General features: G+C 43.0%; 15 protein-coding genes and 1 tRNA gene. 7 read left to right on the top strand and 9 right to left on the bottom strand.

The window, feature by feature from the left end; translation table 11 throughout:
• Nucleotides 1-129 carry a hypothetical protein gene (locus tag U0035_RS19210; RefSeq protein WP_262510847.1) on the bottom strand — a complete coding sequence of 43 codons (129 nt, stop codon included), beginning with the start codon at nucleotides 127-129 and terminating at the stop codon, nucleotides 1-3.
• 255 nt (nucleotides 130-384) lie between these two features.
• Nucleotides 385-840 carry an SRPBCC family protein gene (locus tag U0035_RS19205; RefSeq protein ID WP_114790562.1) on the bottom strand — a complete coding sequence of 152 codons (456 nt, stop codon included), beginning with the start codon at nucleotides 838-840 and terminating at the stop codon, nucleotides 385-387.
• Between the two features lie 121 nt (nucleotides 841-961).
• Between U0035_RS19205 and U0035_RS19200 the strand changes: the two genes are divergently transcribed.
• Nucleotides 962-1,957: a GlxA family transcriptional regulator gene (locus U0035_RS19200; RefSeq protein WP_114790561.1), complete on the top strand. Its 996-nt coding sequence runs from the start codon at nucleotides 962-964 to the stop codon at nucleotides 1,955-1,957.
• A gap of 136 nt (nucleotides 1,958-2,093) precedes the next feature.
• Nucleotides 2,094-2,537, top strand: a complete 444-nt coding sequence (locus tag U0035_RS19195) for an SRPBCC family protein (protein WP_114790560.1) — start codon at nucleotides 2,094-2,096, stop codon at nucleotides 2,535-2,537.
• Nucleotides 2,538-3,070: 533 nt separating this feature from the next.
• Here the strand turns inward: U0035_RS19195 and U0035_RS19190 are convergent.
• The 3 genes from U0035_RS19190 to U0035_RS19180 all read right to left on the bottom strand — a co-directional run bounded on the left by U0035_RS19190 (nucleotide 3,071) and on the right by U0035_RS19180 (nucleotide 6,371).
• Nucleotides 3,071-3,156, bottom strand: a tRNA-Leu gene (locus U0035_RS19190).
• A gap of 526 nt (nucleotides 3,157-3,682) precedes the next feature.
• On the bottom strand, nucleotides 3,683-5,476 hold the full coding sequence (lepA, locus tag U0035_RS19185; RefSeq protein WP_114790559.1) for a translation elongation factor 4: 1,794 nt from the start codon (nucleotides 5,474-5,476) through the stop codon (nucleotides 3,683-3,685).
• A 112-nt stretch (nucleotides 5,477-5,588) separates the two neighbouring features.
• Nucleotides 5,589-6,371, bottom strand: a complete 783-nt coding sequence (locus tag U0035_RS19180; protein ID WP_114790959.1) for an NIPSNAP family protein — start codon at nucleotides 6,369-6,371, stop codon at nucleotides 5,589-5,591.
• A 206-nt stretch (nucleotides 6,372-6,577) separates the two neighbouring features.
• On the opposite strand from U0035_RS19180, the gene U0035_RS19175 reads away from it, so the two are divergent.
• Complete coding sequence (locus U0035_RS19175) at nucleotides 6,578-7,615, top strand: nucleoid-associated protein (protein WP_114790558.1); 1,038 nt, start codon at nucleotides 6,578-6,580, stop codon at nucleotides 7,613-7,615.
• A gap of 11 nt (nucleotides 7,616-7,626) precedes the next feature.
• Here U0035_RS19175 and U0035_RS19170 read toward each other — a convergent pair whose 3' ends face one another.
• Nucleotides 7,627-8,895, bottom strand: a complete 1,269-nt coding sequence (locus tag U0035_RS19170) for a DUF3472 domain-containing protein (RefSeq protein ID WP_114790557.1) — start codon at nucleotides 8,893-8,895, stop codon at nucleotides 7,627-7,629.
• A 130-nt stretch (nucleotides 8,896-9,025) separates the two neighbouring features.
• The gene (locus tag U0035_RS19165; RefSeq protein ID WP_114790556.1) at nucleotides 9,026-10,153 is read right to left on the bottom strand and encodes a TlpA disulfide reductase family protein; all 1,128 of its coding nucleotides are present in this window, start codon (nucleotides 10,151-10,153) and stop codon (nucleotides 9,026-9,028) included.
• Between the two features lie 95 nt (nucleotides 10,154-10,248).
• On the opposite strand from U0035_RS19165, the gene U0035_RS19160 reads away from it, so the two are divergent.
• Nucleotides 10,249-10,716, top strand: coding sequence for a hypothetical protein (locus U0035_RS19160; RefSeq protein ID WP_114790555.1), 468 nt, complete (start codon nucleotides 10,249-10,251; stop codon nucleotides 10,714-10,716).
• A gap of 83 nt (nucleotides 10,717-10,799) precedes the next feature.
• On the opposite strand, the gene U0035_RS19155 is transcribed toward U0035_RS19160, so the two are convergent.
• On the bottom strand, nucleotides 10,800-13,187 hold the full coding sequence (locus tag U0035_RS19155; protein ID WP_245957691.1) for a hypothetical protein: 2,388 nt from the start codon (nucleotides 13,185-13,187) through the stop codon (nucleotides 10,800-10,802).
• A 281-nt stretch (nucleotides 13,188-13,468) separates the two neighbouring features.
• On the opposite strand from U0035_RS19155, the gene U0035_RS19150 reads away from it, so the two are divergent.
• The 3 genes from U0035_RS19150 to U0035_RS19140 all read left to right on the top strand — a co-directional run bounded on the left by U0035_RS19150 (nucleotide 13,469) and on the right by U0035_RS19140 (nucleotide 16,676).
• A complete protein-coding gene (locus tag U0035_RS19150; RefSeq protein ID WP_114790554.1) occupies nucleotides 13,469-15,205 on the top strand; it encodes a sensor histidine kinase in 1,737 nt (578 codons plus the stop codon).
• Nucleotides 15,202-15,945, top strand: a complete 744-nt coding sequence (locus U0035_RS19145) for a LytR/AlgR family response regulator transcription factor (protein WP_114790553.1) — start codon at nucleotides 15,202-15,204, stop codon at nucleotides 15,943-15,945. The genes U0035_RS19150 and U0035_RS19145 overlap by 4 nt, the downstream gene beginning before the upstream one ends.
• A gap of 590 nt (nucleotides 15,946-16,535) precedes the next feature.
• Entirely contained in the window at nucleotides 16,536-16,676 is a 141-nt protein-coding gene (locus U0035_RS19140; protein ID WP_162817828.1) for a hypothetical protein, read from the top strand.
• A 338-nt stretch (nucleotides 16,677-17,014) separates the two neighbouring features.
• On the opposite strand, the gene U0035_RS19135 is transcribed toward U0035_RS19140, so the two are convergent.
• Nucleotides 17,015-18,040 (bottom strand): helix-turn-helix transcriptional regulator, encoded by a 1,026-nt coding sequence (locus tag U0035_RS19135; RefSeq protein WP_114790552.1) that lies wholly within the window; start codon nucleotides 18,038-18,040, stop codon nucleotides 17,015-17,017.
• Nucleotides 18,041-18,575 lie beyond the last annotated feature (535 nt).

Below are 18,575 nucleotides of genomic sequence, written 5' to 3'. Positions count from 1 at the left end.
TCACGAGCCATTAGGAAGCTCGCTGGCAAAATCGGGGCCGCCACCACCATTACCGTTCATATGATTTTCTGTGGTTTCAGGGGTTATCCAGTCCTTTTTAGAACGGATAGGGTTTAGATTCATTTTCATTTAGAAGGCTTTTGAAGTGCGTTACAAATTTAATAAGTTCTTCAAAAATCATGCTGGTGAAAAATCACAGAAGACATCAGGTCCCCAACCGATATCCATCTGTTGGCAGGTGCAACAAAGTTGTGGACAGATATAAATATCTATACTTGTCCATACCTACTTTCAACTTTTCACAGGTAACCAGATCCTGCTTCAAATCAGGCCAATAAAACGGCAGCTACACCTTCATGGGGATCGATCCGGTATATATATCTTTTAAACTTTATTAAAGTCAGGGTAAGGATAGCCTTTACCTATTTCACAAAGATGCTTTAAACTCCGTAAAAATAGCGCCCAATCGAAACTGCAGGAAGCGAACTCTTTGGAATAGGCTTTCCATGCCTCATGGTGAAACAAAATAACTGTTCCTTTCGGATGCCTCTCCAGCTCAAAGGTAATTACCGTACCCAACCAATCGTCAAAACCTTTCAGGCAACGCCATTGAACCAGTTTTCCGGGTACCAGATCAGCCACCTCAAGTTCCTTGTAATAGTCCGGACCAAAGCTGAACCGCGATACCGATCCTACTTTGGGAAGGGCGATAGTATCCGGTGTCCACCAGCCTGATAATCCGTCCTGTGTGGTCAGCGCTGCATATACAATGTCGGGCGATTTTTCAATCAGCAGGCGGTGATGAATTGCGGGGGTAGTGGTAAAGGATAAAATACTCATTATACTTTATTTTGACCTAAAGGTATAGCCAAAAGGAACCGCAAACAGGAGCATTTCAGACATTGTCGGGGGTTGTTTTGGACAACACAAAGGTTTAGCTTTGTAAATCAAGTAATCCATTATGAGCAAGCATCTGACCATACTGGTACCGGATACGCAGGCAGGTCCCAATACTATTTCCTGTATTATCGGCGCTTATCATATCTTTTCGGGAGCTAATAACTACCGCAGGGAGCACGGACAGGAGCCTGTCTTTGACATTCAACTGGCGGGTGTTGCAACCCAATCCCAATTTATAAAGGGAATGTTGCAGATCATGCCGCAATGTAATGTTGCTGATATCAAAGGAACCGACCTGATCATCATACCTGCGGTGGCGCCTGATTTTAATGGGCTGGCCCAAGAGAACGAACCGCTGGTAAAATTCATGACGCAGCAATACAAACAGGGAGCCGAGCTCGCGTGCATGTGCACAGGCGCTTACCTGCTCGCTTCCACCGGGCTCCTGGACCAGAAAAGCTGCTCATTACACTGGAACACGGCCAATCATTTCAAAGGTCTTTTTCCGAAGGTAAGGGTACAAACTGAAAAGCTGATCACCGACGAAAACGGGATTTATACCAACGGCGGTGGTTACTCCTTCCTGAACCTGATCTTATACCTGGTTGAAAAATTCTACGACCGGGCTACCGCGGTATACTGTTCCAAGATCTTCCAGATCGATATTGACCGGCACTCTCAGTCTGACTTCGTCATCTTTAACGGGCAAAAGTCACATGATGACCCTGTTGTGCAACAAGCACAGCAATATATTGAAAGCTGCTACTACGAAAAGATTTCCTTTGAAGCCTTATCGAGAAAGTACGCTGTCGGACGCAGGAATTTTGACAGGAGGTTTATCAAAGCAACAGGTAATACACCGCTGGAATACCTGCAACGCGTGAAGATAGAGTTCGCCAAAAAAGCACTGGAATCTACCAGGAAAACGATCAGTGAAGTGATGTATGAAGTTGGATATGCAGACATGAAGGCATTCCGAGAAATATTCAGGAAAATCACCGGCTTATCACCACTGGAATATAAGAGCAAGTACAATAAAGAGCGTTCTATATTTTAATCACCCGCAAATTATCCTTGGTAGTGCTGCTGATTGTCCAAATCAGCCCGCCAAGATGTCCATTTCGGGTATCCACGGTCTGAACAGCCCCATGTAGTTTTGCCTATATCATTATAAATTATTAAAGACAATTGTTATGGCAGACATCTTACATCGTATTGCAGTAAAAGTTACAGACATTAACTTAGTATACAACGCCCTTGCAACGCTGGAGGGGCTCAGGGGCTGGTGGACGGAAGACACCAGTGGCAACCCGGGCCAAGTAGATGGAACCATCGCTTTCCGTTTTGCAGCAGGGGGCTTTGACATGCGGGTAAAGACACTTAGCACAGAACTGGTTCAATGGGAAGTTATTGCCGGGGAACCGCAATGGATAGGATCCGTGATCAGCTGGCAATTAAAGCAGGCTGATGATTATATCGTTGTTCTATTTAAACATGAGGGCTGGAAAGAAGTTACGGAATTTATGCATCATTGCAGTACCAAATGGGCTATCTTCCTGATGAGCTTAAAAGATCTTCTTGAAAACGGAAAAGGCGCACCCAATCCTCACGACGTGAAAATTGATGAGATTAATTAAAGGGTAGCGTGTCATTCTTAAAAGCATTGGGACCAGAATGAACGGCGCTTTTTTTATTCTCCGGCTTCCAAAAGCAAGCTTTTGACGCTTCAAATGACATCTCAGTCAACCGGGATTATTTCATGATCCCCAATACTCACGAGGGGCTTACTCAAGCCTTTCCCGCACTGCCGTGCGGAGGCTTTTTTATTTTTCTGCTTTCAAAAGCAAGCTTTTGACGTTTCAAAATGATATCTCAACTCAACCGGGATTATTTCATGATCCCCAATACTCACGAGGGCTTACTCAAGCCTTTCCCGCACTGCCGTGCGGAGGCTTTTTTATTTTTCTGCTTTCAAAAGCAAGCTTTTGACGTTTCAAAATGATATCTCAACTCAACCGGGATTATTTCATGATCCCTAATACTCACGAGGGGCTTACTCAAGCCTTTCCCCCACTGCCGTGCGGAGGCTTTTTTATTTTTCCTGCTTTCAAAAGCAAGCTTTTGACGTTTCAAAATAAAAAAGCCTCTCCAACTTCGTTGGAAAGGCTTGTGCCCGAGACGGGATTCGAACCTGCACGCCGCGTTAGCAGCGCTACCACCTCAAGGTAGTGCGTCTACCAATTTCGCCACCCGGGCATTTTTATTGGGTGACTTGAGACAACAGTAAATGGTTACTTCCTGCGTCTACCTCCCGAATTATCGGGATCGCCACCCGGGCATTTTTATTGGGTGACTTGAGACAACAGTAAATGGTTACTTCCTGCGTCTACCTCCCGAATTATCGGGATCGCCACCCGGGCATTTTTATTGGGTGACTTGAGACAACAGTAAATGGTTACTTCCTGCGCCTACCTCCCGAATTATCGGGATCGCCACCCGGGCATTTTATTGGGTGACTTGAGACAACAGTAAATGGTTACTTCCTGCGTCTACCTCCCGAATTATCGGGATCGCCACCCGGGCATTTATTGTATCAATCTTTTTAAGAACTCTTTCCCACCCCCCCGACTTCAAATACTTCTTTTCTTTAACTAAGATTCAAAGTTGAAGATATATAGGAACTAAGGGTCGCAAAAGTAAAGAAAAAGTTTAAAGTTTGAAATTTAAGGCTGGAAATTTTCCCTTTCAACCAGTCAACTGATTAACCTTTCAACTATCCACACTAATCATCCAGCTTCAATACCGCTAAAAACGCTTCCTGCGGCACTTCTACGTTACCAATCTGGCGCATACGCTTTTTACCTTCTTTCTGCTTTTCCAGTAATTTACGCTTACGGCTGATGTCACCACCATAACATTTTGCGGTTACATCCTTACGCATTGCAGAGATATTCTCCCTCGCCACGATCTTCGCGCCAATGGCTGCCTGTATGGCGATCTGGAACTGCTGGCGTGGCAATAATTCTTTTAATTTTTCGCAAAGCTTACGACCAAATTCATGTGCACGGCTGCGGTGAATCAATGCGCTTAAAGCATCTACTTTCTCATTGTTGAGTAATATGTCCATCTTGGCAATATCACTATCACGGTATCCTATCGGGTGATAATCAAAAGAGGCATAACCTCTTGTTTGAGACTTCAACTTGTCATAGAAATCAAACACAATCTCCGTTAAAGGCATCTCAAAAACCAGCTCTACACGGGTGGTAGTCAGGTAGCTTTGATTAATGAGAAAGCCCCGCTTACCCAGGCAAAGCGTCATAATATTACCGATGTATTCTGGCTTGGTAATGATCTGTGCCCTGATAAACGGCTCTTCAATACGGTCTGTTTTAACCGGATCAGGAAACTCTGACGGGTTATTCACAGTAATTTTCTCTCCTTTCGTGGTGTAAGCAATAAAACTTACGTTGGGTACCGTAGTGATTACGGTTTGATTGAACTCACGTTCCAGGCGCTCCTGGATGATCTCCATATGCAGCATTCCTAAGAATCCACACCGGAAACCGAAGCCCAGCGCCTGCGATGTTTCCAGCTCAAAAGTTAAAGAAGCGTCGTTCAGCTGCAGTTTATCCATACAGTCGCGCAGCTCCTCAAATTCATCGGTGTTAACCGGGTAAATACCCGCAAATACCATGGGTTTCACCTCTTCAAAGCCTTTGATTTGTTCGGGGTTAGCGTTTGATGCTAAAGTAATGGTATCCCCTACCTTTACCTCTTTCGCATTTTTAATACCAGTAATAATATATCCTACATCACCGGCACGAACTTCTTTCTTCTCGGTCATCTTCAATTTCAAGATACCGATCTCATCTGCCTCATATTCCTGTCCGGTGCTTACAAATTTCACTTTATCGCCCTTCTTAATAGTCCCGTTCAGAATACGATAATACACAATGATACCACGGAAACTATTAAATACGCTGTCAAAGATCAATGCCTGTAAAGGCGCTGCTTCATCTCCTTCAGGAGCCGGAATTCTATCAACAATAGCTTCCAGCACTTCCTCAATTCCTAATCCTGTACGACCGCTGGCCAACAAAATATCCTCCGGCTTACAGCCGATGAGCTCAATGATCTGGTCTTTTACCTCTTCGATCATCGCGCCATCCATATCAATTTTATTGATGACAGGGATAATTTCAAGGTCATTATCAATAGCCAGGTATAAATTACTAATTGTTTGAGCCTGAATCCCCTGCGTTGCATCCACCAGCAACAAAGCACCTTCACAGGCTGCCAGCGCACGGCTCACTTCGTAGCTAAAATCCACGTGGCCCGGGGTGTCAATCAGGTTCAGCGTATAATCTTCGCCTGCTTTTGATTTATAATTGATCTGGATGGCCTTACTTTTAATGGTAATGCCTTTTTCGCGCTCCAGGTCCATATCGTCCAATACCTGGTCCATCATCTCCCGGTCGCTAATGGTATTGGTTTGCTGTAAAAGCCTGTCCGCCAGGGTACTTTTACCATGGTCGATATGTGCAATAATGCAGAAATTCCTAATATGCTTCATATTCTAAAACCTCTTTGGAGGCGTGCAAAGGTACGATAAAATAAGATGACAGGAATGCTATTAATAGCTGGCTTTATGACAACCCCTTGCAGGCTCAAAGCCCGCAGGCCGGCTATACCTGGGAATAGGGTGTGGGTACCAAAAAAGCATTGCTGATCTTTGAAATGGTATTTGCGTATTGCGGGTCGGTTATCAACCTTTTCCATTCAGGATCAGCCACAAAAGTGCCCCATCCTTTGTCGCGTTCTTCGATATTGTTACAGGTAACCATATAGGTAAGACGGGGTAACCTGTCGCCCGCAATTACCTCACCAAAAAACACCGGGTTCAGTTTTGCCCTTTTAAAAATGGGAAACTCGCCGTCATGAAACATCTTTATTTTCCTTTTTACCGCATCTTCACTGTACCCCTCATAGGTTCTTAATTCAAATATCCGGGATACACCCGCCGGTACAGTCATGTGCGGCCAGCCATCAAAAGCGGCCATCAGGGAGGAAGTAAAACGATTGTATAGGGGTTTGCCAGCCGGTACATTGTTATAGGCAGTGCTGTTCTTAATATAATCCGGGTCTTTTTTAACCATGGCATTTACGGAAAAGTAGCTTTCAGCAGAAGAATAAGGAATCAGTATAAAAAGCCTGGCTGGCTCAGCCTCCTTCCACTCCTTGAATACCCCCACCGCCTTTACTCCATATTTATTGAATGCCGGTATCAATGCCGTTTTTAAATATTGCTCCAGCAAACTTTTATCGGCGCCAAATTGTAGTTCGTACTCGCGCCATTCATATACTTCCTTTAATACTGCGGCCTCTTTGCCGGTTGATGCATGTGCGCCGATTGTTGTAACACCTGCGGCAGCCGCAAAAGAAGAATGAAGAAATTTTCTGCGTTTCATATATTGATTTTTAGCAAAGACTATATAAAGCGGCTCGCTATCTATGGCTCTTCTAAAATAGTACATCTTTTCGTGTAAAACTAAAAAATGATATGAGGTTGGTGCCATTATGGAAGACCTGTTAATCTTTTAACTTATCAGCTCTCATTGTTGCTACTCAACTTCCCAACATTTCTTTACCTTGCAGCCCTTTAAAATAAGACCACATGCAGTATTTCGAAGGAAGTTCTATTACCCATATCGCCGTTCATAATGTTGGTAACGAGTCTGAAGGGGAATATTTAACCCTTTCCAAAAAAGAACTGGTGCTTGACCCGGAAGTAAAAGATTTGCTGATCAAGTATTTTTTAACGCCTTTTAAATCGGAGGAATACTTCCAGTTCTTCAGTGAAGGACATATCAGCAATAATGACGTATGGAAATCGGTTTGCTCCATATTCGACAACCCCGAGCAAACGCTTTTACAGTCGAAACAGCTGGCACAGCATTTATATAACCTGGGTAATCACCCCAATGTTAAAGGTGGTGAGCTGTACGTGGTTTACTTTAGGGAAGGTTTGCTGAACGGCGAAACGGTAGATGCAATTGGAATCTTTAAATCAGAGCAGAAAGAACCTTTCTTAAAAGTGTTTCCTGTTGAGGACGCATTTGAAATGGAAAGCGAACAGGGAATTAATATTAACAAGCTGGATAAAGGCTGTATGATCTATAATACCGACCGGGAAAACGGCTTTATCGTTTCGGTGGTGGATACCAAGAGCAAATCGGCTGAAGCCCGCTACTGGACGGATAGTTTCTTACGTATACAGCAAAGGCAGGATCAATATTTCAATACCGAAAACACCATGGCGCTCTACAAAACTTATGTTGTAGAGCATTTACCCGAGCAATACAACGTAACCAAGGCCGACCAGGCCGACATGCTCAATCGCAGCATGGCTTTTTTTAAGGAGAAACAACATTTCGACCAGGAAACTTTCAATAATGAAGTATTGCATCACCAGGACTTTATTGAAAGCTTTGACAAATACAAACAACATTATGCAGCCGAAAGAGATATAGATATCGCCGAAAACTTTTCTATTTCACCTGCCGCTGTAAAAAGCCAGAACCGCGCTTATAAAAGTGTGATCAAGCTCGACAAAAACTTTCATATCTATATTCATGGCAACCGCGAAATGATTGAACATGGCGAAGACGATAAGGGCCGTTTTTATAAGCTGTACTTTAATAACGAGGAGTAGAAAAATACGGTTTATGGCAGTTGCTCCAGGTTAACCTGCGGCTTTTTACCTGTTGGCTTTCGCTCGAAAACCTGATTATAAGGAGTATAATCGTTAAAGAACCCGCAGTTTCTTAAAAAGAACCGTTGGTCATTGGCGCCCCCACTGTAATCTTTACGATATCCTATCCGGGCCGTATTGTCTGCGGTAAAAGTAGCTTTAGTAAGTTCGTGCCATTCGCCGTTTGTATCGAGCACCCACTGGTTACCGAAAAACACTTTACGCTCTATATTACCCATATCCGGATTAAAATTTTCCAGAAACGAGTGAGGACGCTTTAAATAGGTAGCTAGCTTTGGCCTTCTGAAGCTGGCCACCAGTCTCCAGTTATTTTTTTCCTGATCGAAAAAATAAGCCGTATAAATAGTATGCGACGCTCCATCGGGCCTTACGTGAAGTAAAAATTTTTGTGTATCCTCAGCTTTCCAGTTATATTTTAAAAAACTTTGCCCACCGGATCCTTCATTTCCAAACTCACCAGTATACACATCATCTCCTTTTTTCAACATCTTTATTTTTTGGTCTTCCGGAATAGCTTTGGGATCATCCGTATGAAAAGGACTCCATACCGAAAACAATATCCTTCTTTCTAAAGGCCCGTTTACCTGCATGCCAAAATACCCCTCGCCAAATCCATTCGCCATGAAATAAGAACCCAGCACATCGTTACCTTTGGGAACGGTCACTTCGTTATAGAACCACTCCGCGTCGACGCCCTTTGGTAACTGGTAATTCATATGCACGGAAGGTCCTCTTCTGCCCCAATGAAAAAAATTTCCGTCGTTGTTTTTGGTATAACTTGCCTGGTTGGTTATGGCAGTGCCCTCCAGCTTCAGTGCCCTAACAACAGGATACTCAGTTCCTGTTTTTTTAAGCCCTCTTACCAAGATAGCTACATAGCCGCTATCTTTCAATACCCACTCTCCTGCCCAATGCACCGTATCCTTATCATTAACAGTTATCGTTTTAGTGTCTCCTGAAATGGAAACCCATAATTGCGAAGCTGACGACAGCTTATCCGTCTCCAGCCCAACTTTTACCAATCCGGGCCGAGTTACCCGTATATAAGCTGCAAAGCCCGCATTATCCTCCTGCCAGCGGGTAATTCCATTATTCCTGATCCGCAGGCTATTGGAATTATCTAAGGTCCAGGCATTACCACCTATAGGCAATAGCACAGGCTGGCTGTGAACAACACTTATCAAAAACGATAAACAGCAAAATGACAGTAGCTTAATCATAAAATAATTTGTTGGGGCTTCAACAAATTTATTGATGCTTCAGTACAAAAAACTGATCAATCGTTTGCATAAAATCGGGCACAAAAAAGCCCCCATATCAGGGGGCCATTATTAAAATTTGTCGCTAACATCATTTAATTAGCTCCTCCAGCTTCGTCTGTAGCTCCTCTCCTCTTATATTTTTAGCTACGATCTTACCAGACGGATCCAGTAAAAGATTTTGAGGAATAGCCTGTATACCATACTGTTTGGCTACTGCGTTGTCCCAGAACTTCAAATCGGAAACATGCGTCCAGGTGAGATGATCTTTGGCAATAGCTGCTAACCATTTTTTTTGCCCGTCTCTTTCTTCATCATCCAGGGAAACACCCAGCACGGTAAAGTTTTTGTCTTTATATTTATCGAATGCTGCTACTACATTAGGATTTTCGGCACGACAGGGCCCACACCAGCTGGCCCAAAAATCTACCAGCACATATTTGCCGCGGAATGATGCGAGCGAAACCATTTTGCCCGATGTATCGGCTTGAGAAAACTCGGGAGCTATAGCTCCAATGGCTGTTGCTTTGGCGATAGCTATCTTTTTGCCAAAGCGCTGTCCTGCTGCAGTACCACGGGCAGCTGCCGGCAGCGTGTTGTATAAGGGCTCAATTTTAGCAACGTCAATATCATATCCGGCATACTGCCCCAGCGCGTATAATGCAACAGGGGATGAAGGATTCTTTCTAACATAGGCTCCATATACCTCTTCATTCATTTGATTCTGGAGGACTTCGTACCCCTCTTCTACTTTTCTCATAGCAGCGGTGTCATTGGCCTCCCGGTATTTAGGATATTCTGCTGTCAACTCACGCATCTGCTTTTGAAAAGGCTTGATATCCGATTTAAGTTTTGAATACTCAGCATTAGCTTTGGATTCTTTCACAGAGATATTTGAAAAAGAATCAATGGAAACCGCGGTATTCACGCCCTTTTCTACAAATATTGAAGCGGTACTATTACTGGCTCCTCTTTTTGAAGGACTGATAATAGAAAGGTTCACCATTAAAGGCATTTCGGCCTCTGCCGATATGGTATACATGGCATCTTTAACTGGCACACTATCTCTTACCACATCGTCACCGTTCCGGTAAGAATAAAACAGGAAAGGCACTTCCTCTTTTATATTTTTTAAGGTCCCTTTAATAATAGCAGTGGTGGTTTGAGCAGACACTGCAAAAGATAAGCCCAGACTTAGACTTAATAAAATTTTCTTCATATAAAAATTAAATATATTCAAAGGTAGTAAGATTGAGATGCTAAACGGGAAAAATATATTTTCGTTGTTCTATTACTCATATTAAATATAGACAAATGAAAAAACAGTTTACCTTAGGTCTTATCCTGATTCTTGTAACATTGTGGAGCCCAGGTTTATGGGCGCAGAACGAAAAACGCTATTCCATTGAAATGAGCTTCTCGTTCAATGGTAAAACCGTCAAAACAGCACTGGCGTCCTCCAGCTATAGTATCAACAGGGAGGTTTATGTGGAGGATAGCTCTTACGCACCCAAAAAATATATTTACTATTCTGTTACACCCCTTAAGCTTGAAAAGGATCTGCTACTGGCCCTCAAAAACAAAAAAGCCAGCTACGATATCCTGGTTACCATGACCGATAATTATGGGAAAGAAGCTAAAAAAGAAACCTTGCTAAAAAAAGCAATCATATCCAGTATATCAGAGTCTTACTCACCGTACAACTACGACTATGCGGGCTCCATCAGCCTGGGAATCAACGCGGAATCTATTGTTTTGGACGGCGTTGAATTATTACCTTAACTGATTTTAAGATGATTAAAAAAGTCCCGGCAATTTAAGTTACCGGGACTTCCTGTTTATGGTTCAATTTAATTCAAACAAACTTATTCCATTCTTTCTTCGAGGTAAGCAATTTTGCCATCAGCGGTCATGCCCTGTATCACTACTCTAAAAGCGTCTGTTACATCGTTATTATAGAATGAGATCACCGCCTGTTTAGTACGGGGATCAATGGTTACATTAGGATTCCAATACAATGTGGTTCTCACATCCCGGTCCGCTCCCGGAGCGGGTTCTGGCGTTAAATATTTGGGCGAGTAAAATTCACGGATATTGGTATACCCTTCTACCCTCGCACTGGGTATGCCGGCACCCGGCTCCCGTTTCACATCATTACCCCTTCTTGTATAAATGGCAATTGCACCATTGCCTCCATTAAATCCGCCCATAAATGGCGGGCGAAAAGCCTTTATAAACGCTACGTCTGTAATATTAATGGACGATACCATACTGATATCAGAAGGCATTTCATCTACATAAATTTGTGGGCTGCCGCCACGCCAGCTCAGGGAGGCTCCCGCACCTTGTCCCGTTATCTGCAGTCCTGCTACTTTGCCCTGCAGGTAGGTAAAGATATCTCCCACCATTGCAAACTTGTCATTAATTAGGTCAAAACGAATTGCATCACCACCACTGAATAAGCCGGAGGAATACTTTTCGTCCATCTGATCGATCAGAGGTTTAGCCTTGGCCTGAACTGTTACCGCTTCCAGTTCCTTATACTTGCTTTTGCGTATATTATCACTCAATTCCGCAGCGAGCAGTAAGTGTCGCCATAATCCGGTCGTATCAGGAAATAATGAGTGAGTATTGAACTTACCAACAGGCGGCGTTCTAAGCTTGTTGGGCAAGAACTGTGCGGTAGCTCCCTTAAGATTTTTATCCTGGAACTGGTAATAAACCTGGGCGGTGTCAAAAAGTATAACCGATGGGTCATTAAACGTACCATTTCTTTGCACCGGTACCAGCAACATTTTATTCTGCTGATCTTTTTGCGTAAGGATCATCATCGCAGCAGCGCCATCTCCTATAGACCCCGGCACGATGCCTGTTATAGTACCCGATAAAGACATATACGAGGTATCTCTTGGATAAATAACTTTGGGAATAACGCCGGAAGCGATCTGCTGCCAATTGATCCTGCGCCATCCATTGGTAAGCATTACCAGGTCCAGCTTCTGTTGTTTTTCATCAGAGGGATTGGTAAAATAGTACGCCGCATTATTCACCTTACCCTTCAGTTCGCTGGTCAGCATTAAAGTCGATAAAATATTATCACTGGTATCCGCATCAATATTAAGGTCCGTTACGGATACAGATAGTGAAGAAGCAACATTCTCCGGAACCGTTATTCTGACTTCGTCCCTGGCCCGGTAACTCAATCCCCAACGAACCACTTCCATTTCTGGCTTAAAAATATAGGGAGCATTGTTATCAATATAGGTAATGCGTTCAGCCAATGGCTTCCAGCTTTTATCCAACACCGTGATAGTTAATACACCATAGGGAAGATTAGCGGTAGGTACAATACCCACGATATCACTTTTTGTTGCTTTAGCAATGGTAAATACAGGATGCTGAAACATCGTACCAACCAAATAAACGCTGTCCGAGGCTGCTGCAATATCGGGTGACAGGTTTACTTTGAATTCTCTTTTGCCAGGCGCCACTTTTACCTCCAAATGAGCGCCGCTTTTTTTAACCTCGGGGAGCGGCGTAGTATATTCCTTGTTTTGCTCATCCTTCCACCGGGCAGTAAAAGCCGAACCTGCAGAGGGACTCAGCAACACAAAGCCCATTCCATCATGCTGTGTCCGGAGGCTATCGATAACTTTCCCATCGCCACCGGCAACCACACCTTTAATTTTAACCGGGCGTCCCCATTGATCAATAGCTTTAAATGCAATTTTATTGGGAACTCCAGCTAAAAGATCACCGCTTTCAGGGAAAAAGTCAAGCACGGGTTTTACCACCGGTTTTTGAATCGACTTTATAGAATCTTTATTGAGAATATTAATTGTCTTGCGATAAAGAAAAGAAGAATCAAAATTGAGCATCCAGCTGGTATAAGCTTTTACCGATAACGACCGCCCTGTATACTCCGCAGGAATATCAAATTGCCCGTTGGTAAGGCCATCTACAAGGGGAGCTACCGTATGTTGCAGAATCTTTCCTTTTTCATCAATCCAGTCTATATAAAAGTTCTTACTATCAGTAGCCGGACTGATTTCATTCAATACATAAGCTTTAAACCATATCGTTTCACCCGGTGAATAAGAGGATTTATCGTAGTGCAGATAGGCCCGCTCCGGACTGAATTTAGTTGCATAACTTTCCAGTTGATTCACCACATTTTGTGCAGACAGGCTGTTCACCCATAATGCAGTTGCAAGAAGCAGGCAGTATCTGAACATCAAAATTTTATATTTCATCTGTTATTAATTCGGTTCGAAAACAGGAAAATTAAAGCTGAATCCCGTTACAACAAAATCTTTACAAATATTTACAGGAATTTTATGATTAAATGGTTGATATTTATATAGATAGTATCTTAAATTTCAAGCCAGCAACGATGAGTACCACAAAACATAAAAATCACGCCAGACGCATCAGCTATCAACCCAATGGACCCAAATACTGACTCAAACAAAGCAACTACAAGTTATTGGTTGTGTACAGATCTCCCGGATGATAGTTTCGTCCAAAATATTTTATGAAAAAAAAACGACATCTATCACTCCTGCTTTCAATGATCTGGTATAGTCTGGTAACCCAGGCACAGACAATGGTGCATTACCCAACCGTGATGAAAAATAAGGAGCCGCTGCTATATGGCAGCGTAACTGCACAGAAGCCGGACGGGGGCTGGATATTTAGACTATCTGTATCAACTGCCGACGACAGCACTACTTACTACTACCCTGTCAACAGACTTTCCAGGCAGGTAAATATTGTTTACTTTCTCAATACAAGCCGTATTAATATATCGCTGTCGGTCAATCACAACGTGAAGATCGAAGACATACGTTTTCGCGTTTTCGAAAAGGATAGCGCCGCAACCGCTAACTGGCAACGGGTAAAGGGAAGGACGGTGAGGCAAAACGAACGGGACGGTTCCTATCAAACCAATATATTCCTGCCACCGGTTGACTGTAACAACAAGGTATTGTACCTGCAGGCTTATCATATTAATGATCCCGAAAGCCTGCTAACCCAAATCGTGAGTACGAAATTGATAACCCGCCCCTCCGTTGCTGCTTTCTACCACTTTTACAAGCCCTCAAAAAAAATTATGCATCAGCCGGACAGCTCGGCATACACCGATATTAAACCACTTGTATCGAAAACATTAAAAACTGTTGACCTGAATGAACAGCAGGATATCCGTTCCGGGCAACTAATCCTCGCTACTGACAATGAGCCGACGCTGTATCACGCATTTATTATTCGCAACTACCAGGGAACCGACGATTCTATTTCACTAAACCGGCAGTGGGAACAGATCAACACCAGCAATTCCCGTCCCCATTCACTATTGAAAGAACTACCGGTGAACATAGGATCATCATTCTATACGATACCTATCCCCCTGGAGCATCTTAGCAGACCAGGAAAGTACCGGGTGGCCGTTATACCCGGATTTCTGCAACCTGGATCTTCAACCAGATTCGCACATGTTTTTCGCGACCAAAGCGTCACGCTTAACTACACGGTGCTCCACACCCGTAGCTTGCAAGATTGGGTGATGGTCGTATTGAGCGCCCTGGGATTGCTGTCCGTTCCTTTTATTATTATGCTTCTTTACCGGAAACGAAGGCAAAAAGCCCGCCTGTTATATGAGGAACAATCTGCGAAAGAAAGTCGTCTCAAGTTGGATTTAGTAAGGGCGCAGCTAAACCCCCATTTTGTTTATAACGCGCTTTCGGGGATACAAAACCTTTTGCAGAAAAATAATACTGCTGCGGCAGATAAATACCTGGCTAAGTTCTCGAGGCTTTCAAGAAAAATTTTAAATGATTCAGAACGGGAACTTATATCTTTAGCAGATGAGAAACAGCTGCTTGATGACTATTTACAAATGGAACAAATGCGATTTGGTTTCCACTATATTATTGAAACCTGCGGAGACATGGACGCCATTAATACCGAAATCCCTGCAATGTTAATCCAACCTTTTGCAGAGAATGCCGTAAAGCATGGCGTTTCATCTGTACCTGATGGTAACATCGCCATTCAATTTGAAAAAAGTGGGTCCGACATATTGATCAGTATCCGCGACAATGGGAAGGGCTATACACCCGGTACCTCAACAGGTAAAGGATCAATGCTATCTGAAAACAGGATCAGCCTGCTGAATGATATTTACAAAACCACTCCGATCCATCTATCTGTCAGTACCGATAAAAAAGGAACGCTTGTGCAAATCACTTTAAATGACTGGCTGGCATGAAAGCAATTATCATCGATGACGAATATCATAACGTAGAAACCCTGTCCAGGCTACTCAACAGCAACTTCCCTGAAATTAACATTGAAGGATCGGCTGGCAACGTCCACGATGCAGTGTTGCTGGCACAGGAATATCAGCCGGACCTGGTATTTCTGGATATACAACTACGAAACGAAACCTCTTTTGACTTTCTGAATAGGGTAACCCCCCGGTCGTTTGAAGTTATTTTTGTAACGGCCTATCACCAATACGGCATAGAAGCCATCAAGTATGCAGCGCTGGACTACTTACTGAAACCCGTTGACGCGTCAGAGTTATTGACTGCTGTACAAAAAGTTCGCAAAAGAGCATTGGAGAAACAGCGCGTCTCCCAGGTCGATTTTTTGATCAACCAGTTGAAAAATGCCGATCGGGGCTTTCAGCGCATCGCCCTTCCATTATTCACAGAAACGCGTTATGTAGAGCTTGGAGATATTATGCATTGTGAAGCGCAAAACTCTTATGTTCTTTTCTACCTGAACAACAACGAAAAAATATTGGTCTCCCGGCCGCTTAAAGAATATGATGAACTGCTTTCACCGCGTGGCTTCATTCGTTGTCACCAGACACATCTGGTCAATCCCAAATACATTAAAAGCCTGTTGAAAGAAGACGGGGCCAGTTTACTGTTACGCAACAATACCAGAATTCCGGTATCTAAATCGAAACGGGAATTTGTAAAAAGATCTCTTGCGGGCTAGTCGTCCATTGCCTGCTACCGGTATCTTAAGTCACTCTTTGTTTCATTAACTGAAAAAAATATTAATACTTAAGGTTACCTTTTCTTCTTTACAGTATTAAGAAAAAACTTTTAAGAAAAGTTTCTGGACGTTATTTGATTTTCAAAAATTTATTTAACCTTTGCTCAGCAAATAAAAACAATAACAATGCAACGCACAATACATGTCAATTCAGCGAAATGCTTTAGCCCGTTGGGCTACAGTGGGGCTGGGGTATTGATGTATCATGCGTTTTATTAACGAAAAGCATTGAAAATACACAGGCCCCGCCCCAACAGGCGGGGCTTTTTTCTGCCCGGCAAATTAAAAACAAGAATTTAAAAATGATTTTATGTAAACCCCGAAACAATAATACCCGACACAACAGTTATAGCTTTTATGAAGCTGGCACAACAGTATATTCTACTGATGAACGGACATGCTTTGCCTTCATAAAACCCAATAATATATTACAGTACCGGATTCCTCCTTCAAAGTGATAGTTCATATACCTATCATTGAGTATACCCGGTCTGTTTCAGATCGGGTTCTTTGTTTTAAAAACAAATATTATGATGTATTTAATAATTGTGATGACTATCTATCATCTGTTAAAAATAATATTTAGAAAAGAAAATTGGGATGAAGCAACGCCTATGTCTTCTGCAACGCACGAGGACAACAGACACCCGGCCGAAGTACAGCTCCGTTGACAACCTGATGAAAACATCATGTAAAACATCAGCAGCGAAAGATCAGCATGAGCCGCATGATACGGCGGCTATGCGATCTCCTGCTGATAGCTGGCAATAGTATTAAGTAAGCCGAACCAGTTGAAGATAAAAAGGTAATTGGATTTAGAATGAGCGGATCAAAAACAAACAGCCCTTAACCGCCAGGTCGCTAAGACGCCAGGAATTGACACTTCGAAAATTGCCTATACAGGACGATCGAAGTAATTTAGAGCTGCATTTCGAAAGAAAAGCCCGGAGCATGTCACAACCGTTCAGACATATTAGTGCATTCGTGGCATCTCGATCTCTATTACTGATCATTCATTGGTTTCTGCAAAATAGTTATCATACAGCAATTTTACTTTCTTCTTAATTCGCTGAACAAAAAAAAGCGGGCTCAGAACAGTAAGACCTTCGCCAAAACCGATCAGTTCGCGTTCCAGTTCAAAATTGGGAATTACCGTAATGGAAAATATGATACCATCTTTGGTGTGCTCCACAATAGTTTGAGATGCATGGATAGGTTTGGTTTTAATATAAGGTGCCTGAACAGCATTGGTTAAAAAAGTAATTTTGATGGGACTATCTCCTATATTGCGGGTTACACCAACAATATCCTTAAAGTACAGCTGTGGATGAAAACTGCGATGCAAACGATAAGGCTCACCAGGCAGTACAGTAATAGCCTGCATCCTGTCTAATGCAAATGTGGCAATCTCCTTACCCTTTCGGTTCATGGCCAATAAAAACCAGCGGTTGCGGTACTCTTTCAATAAATAAGGGTAGAGTACGATATCTGCTGCCTGCCGGGCTTTGAAGGACTGATAGGTGAGCTTAATGGTTTGTTTATTAATGATGGCCTTGTGTAAAGGATCCAGCCAGTCAATGCCGGTAAGTTGCTCATTCTTTTCGAAATCAATAATGGCATGCTGATCGTGGTGCTCGCTATAGATCTTATCCTCCAGTTTATACAGCATGTCATTCATTTCATCAAAATGACTGAAACCTTTAAACTGTCGGAGCAGTTGGGATATTTCCTGCAACACACCCAAATCCTGGGTTGTAAGAGGAATATCAGTGATGGCAAAACCCGGATCTTCATAAGTATAGTATTTTTTATCGACAACAATAATCGGCGCATTATATCCGAGCTTATCACTCCGCATCGCGTTGAGGTCCATCCGGATGGTACGCAGGCTGATCGGTTTATCGATGCCTTCATATTCGTATAAGGCATCGGAGCAGGCATCCATCAGGTTTTCAATCGTCCATTTACGACGACGGTTTTGGAGACATTTATCGATGGTGCGATAACGGATCAAAGCATTTCTGTTAACAGGCATGAAAGAAATTTTCAGAAAAATAAAGAATAATTTTTTACTGTGCAAAATGATTGCACAGTTCTACATAAATCTTTGTTTAGCAACAACAAAAAAGTTCTTTGATCAACATATAGCCGGAAGGCAAAACAAGCTATTGCTCCGGTATGCATAAACCAGGTAGCTGTATTGCAGGCAGCACAGTGCAGGCGTAGTAACGTTCTGTATGCTGTTATGGATACACGAAGTATAGCGCCAGGATCTGTGTGTTGGAGGTTCGACTCCCCCCTTCGTTTTGTACGAAGTAGCTCAACCAGGTAGAGCAACAGACTTTTATACGGGTTCGAATCCCGTTCCGATGAGTTCGGATGGTTCAATGGCAGAACACCAGACTGAAAATCTGGAAACAGCAGCACGCACTGCTTTATCAATGCGTTCAGTAAAGCGCCAGGCGGCCGGAGGCTATTTCGTAGAGCAAAAGTTATAGCCTCCACCGGTACTAAGCCTGCAGGAAAGCTGACCTGATTTGAATGGCATTCGCTTTTTTATAAAATGTAGC

This window comes from Niabella yanshanensis (assembly GCF_034424215.1).
Lineage (GTDB): Bacteria > Bacteroidota > Bacteroidia > Chitinophagales > Chitinophagaceae > Niabella > Niabella yanshanensis.
Note: the sequence above shows the minus strand (reverse complement) of the source record. Positions and strands in the feature narration are given on the sequence as shown.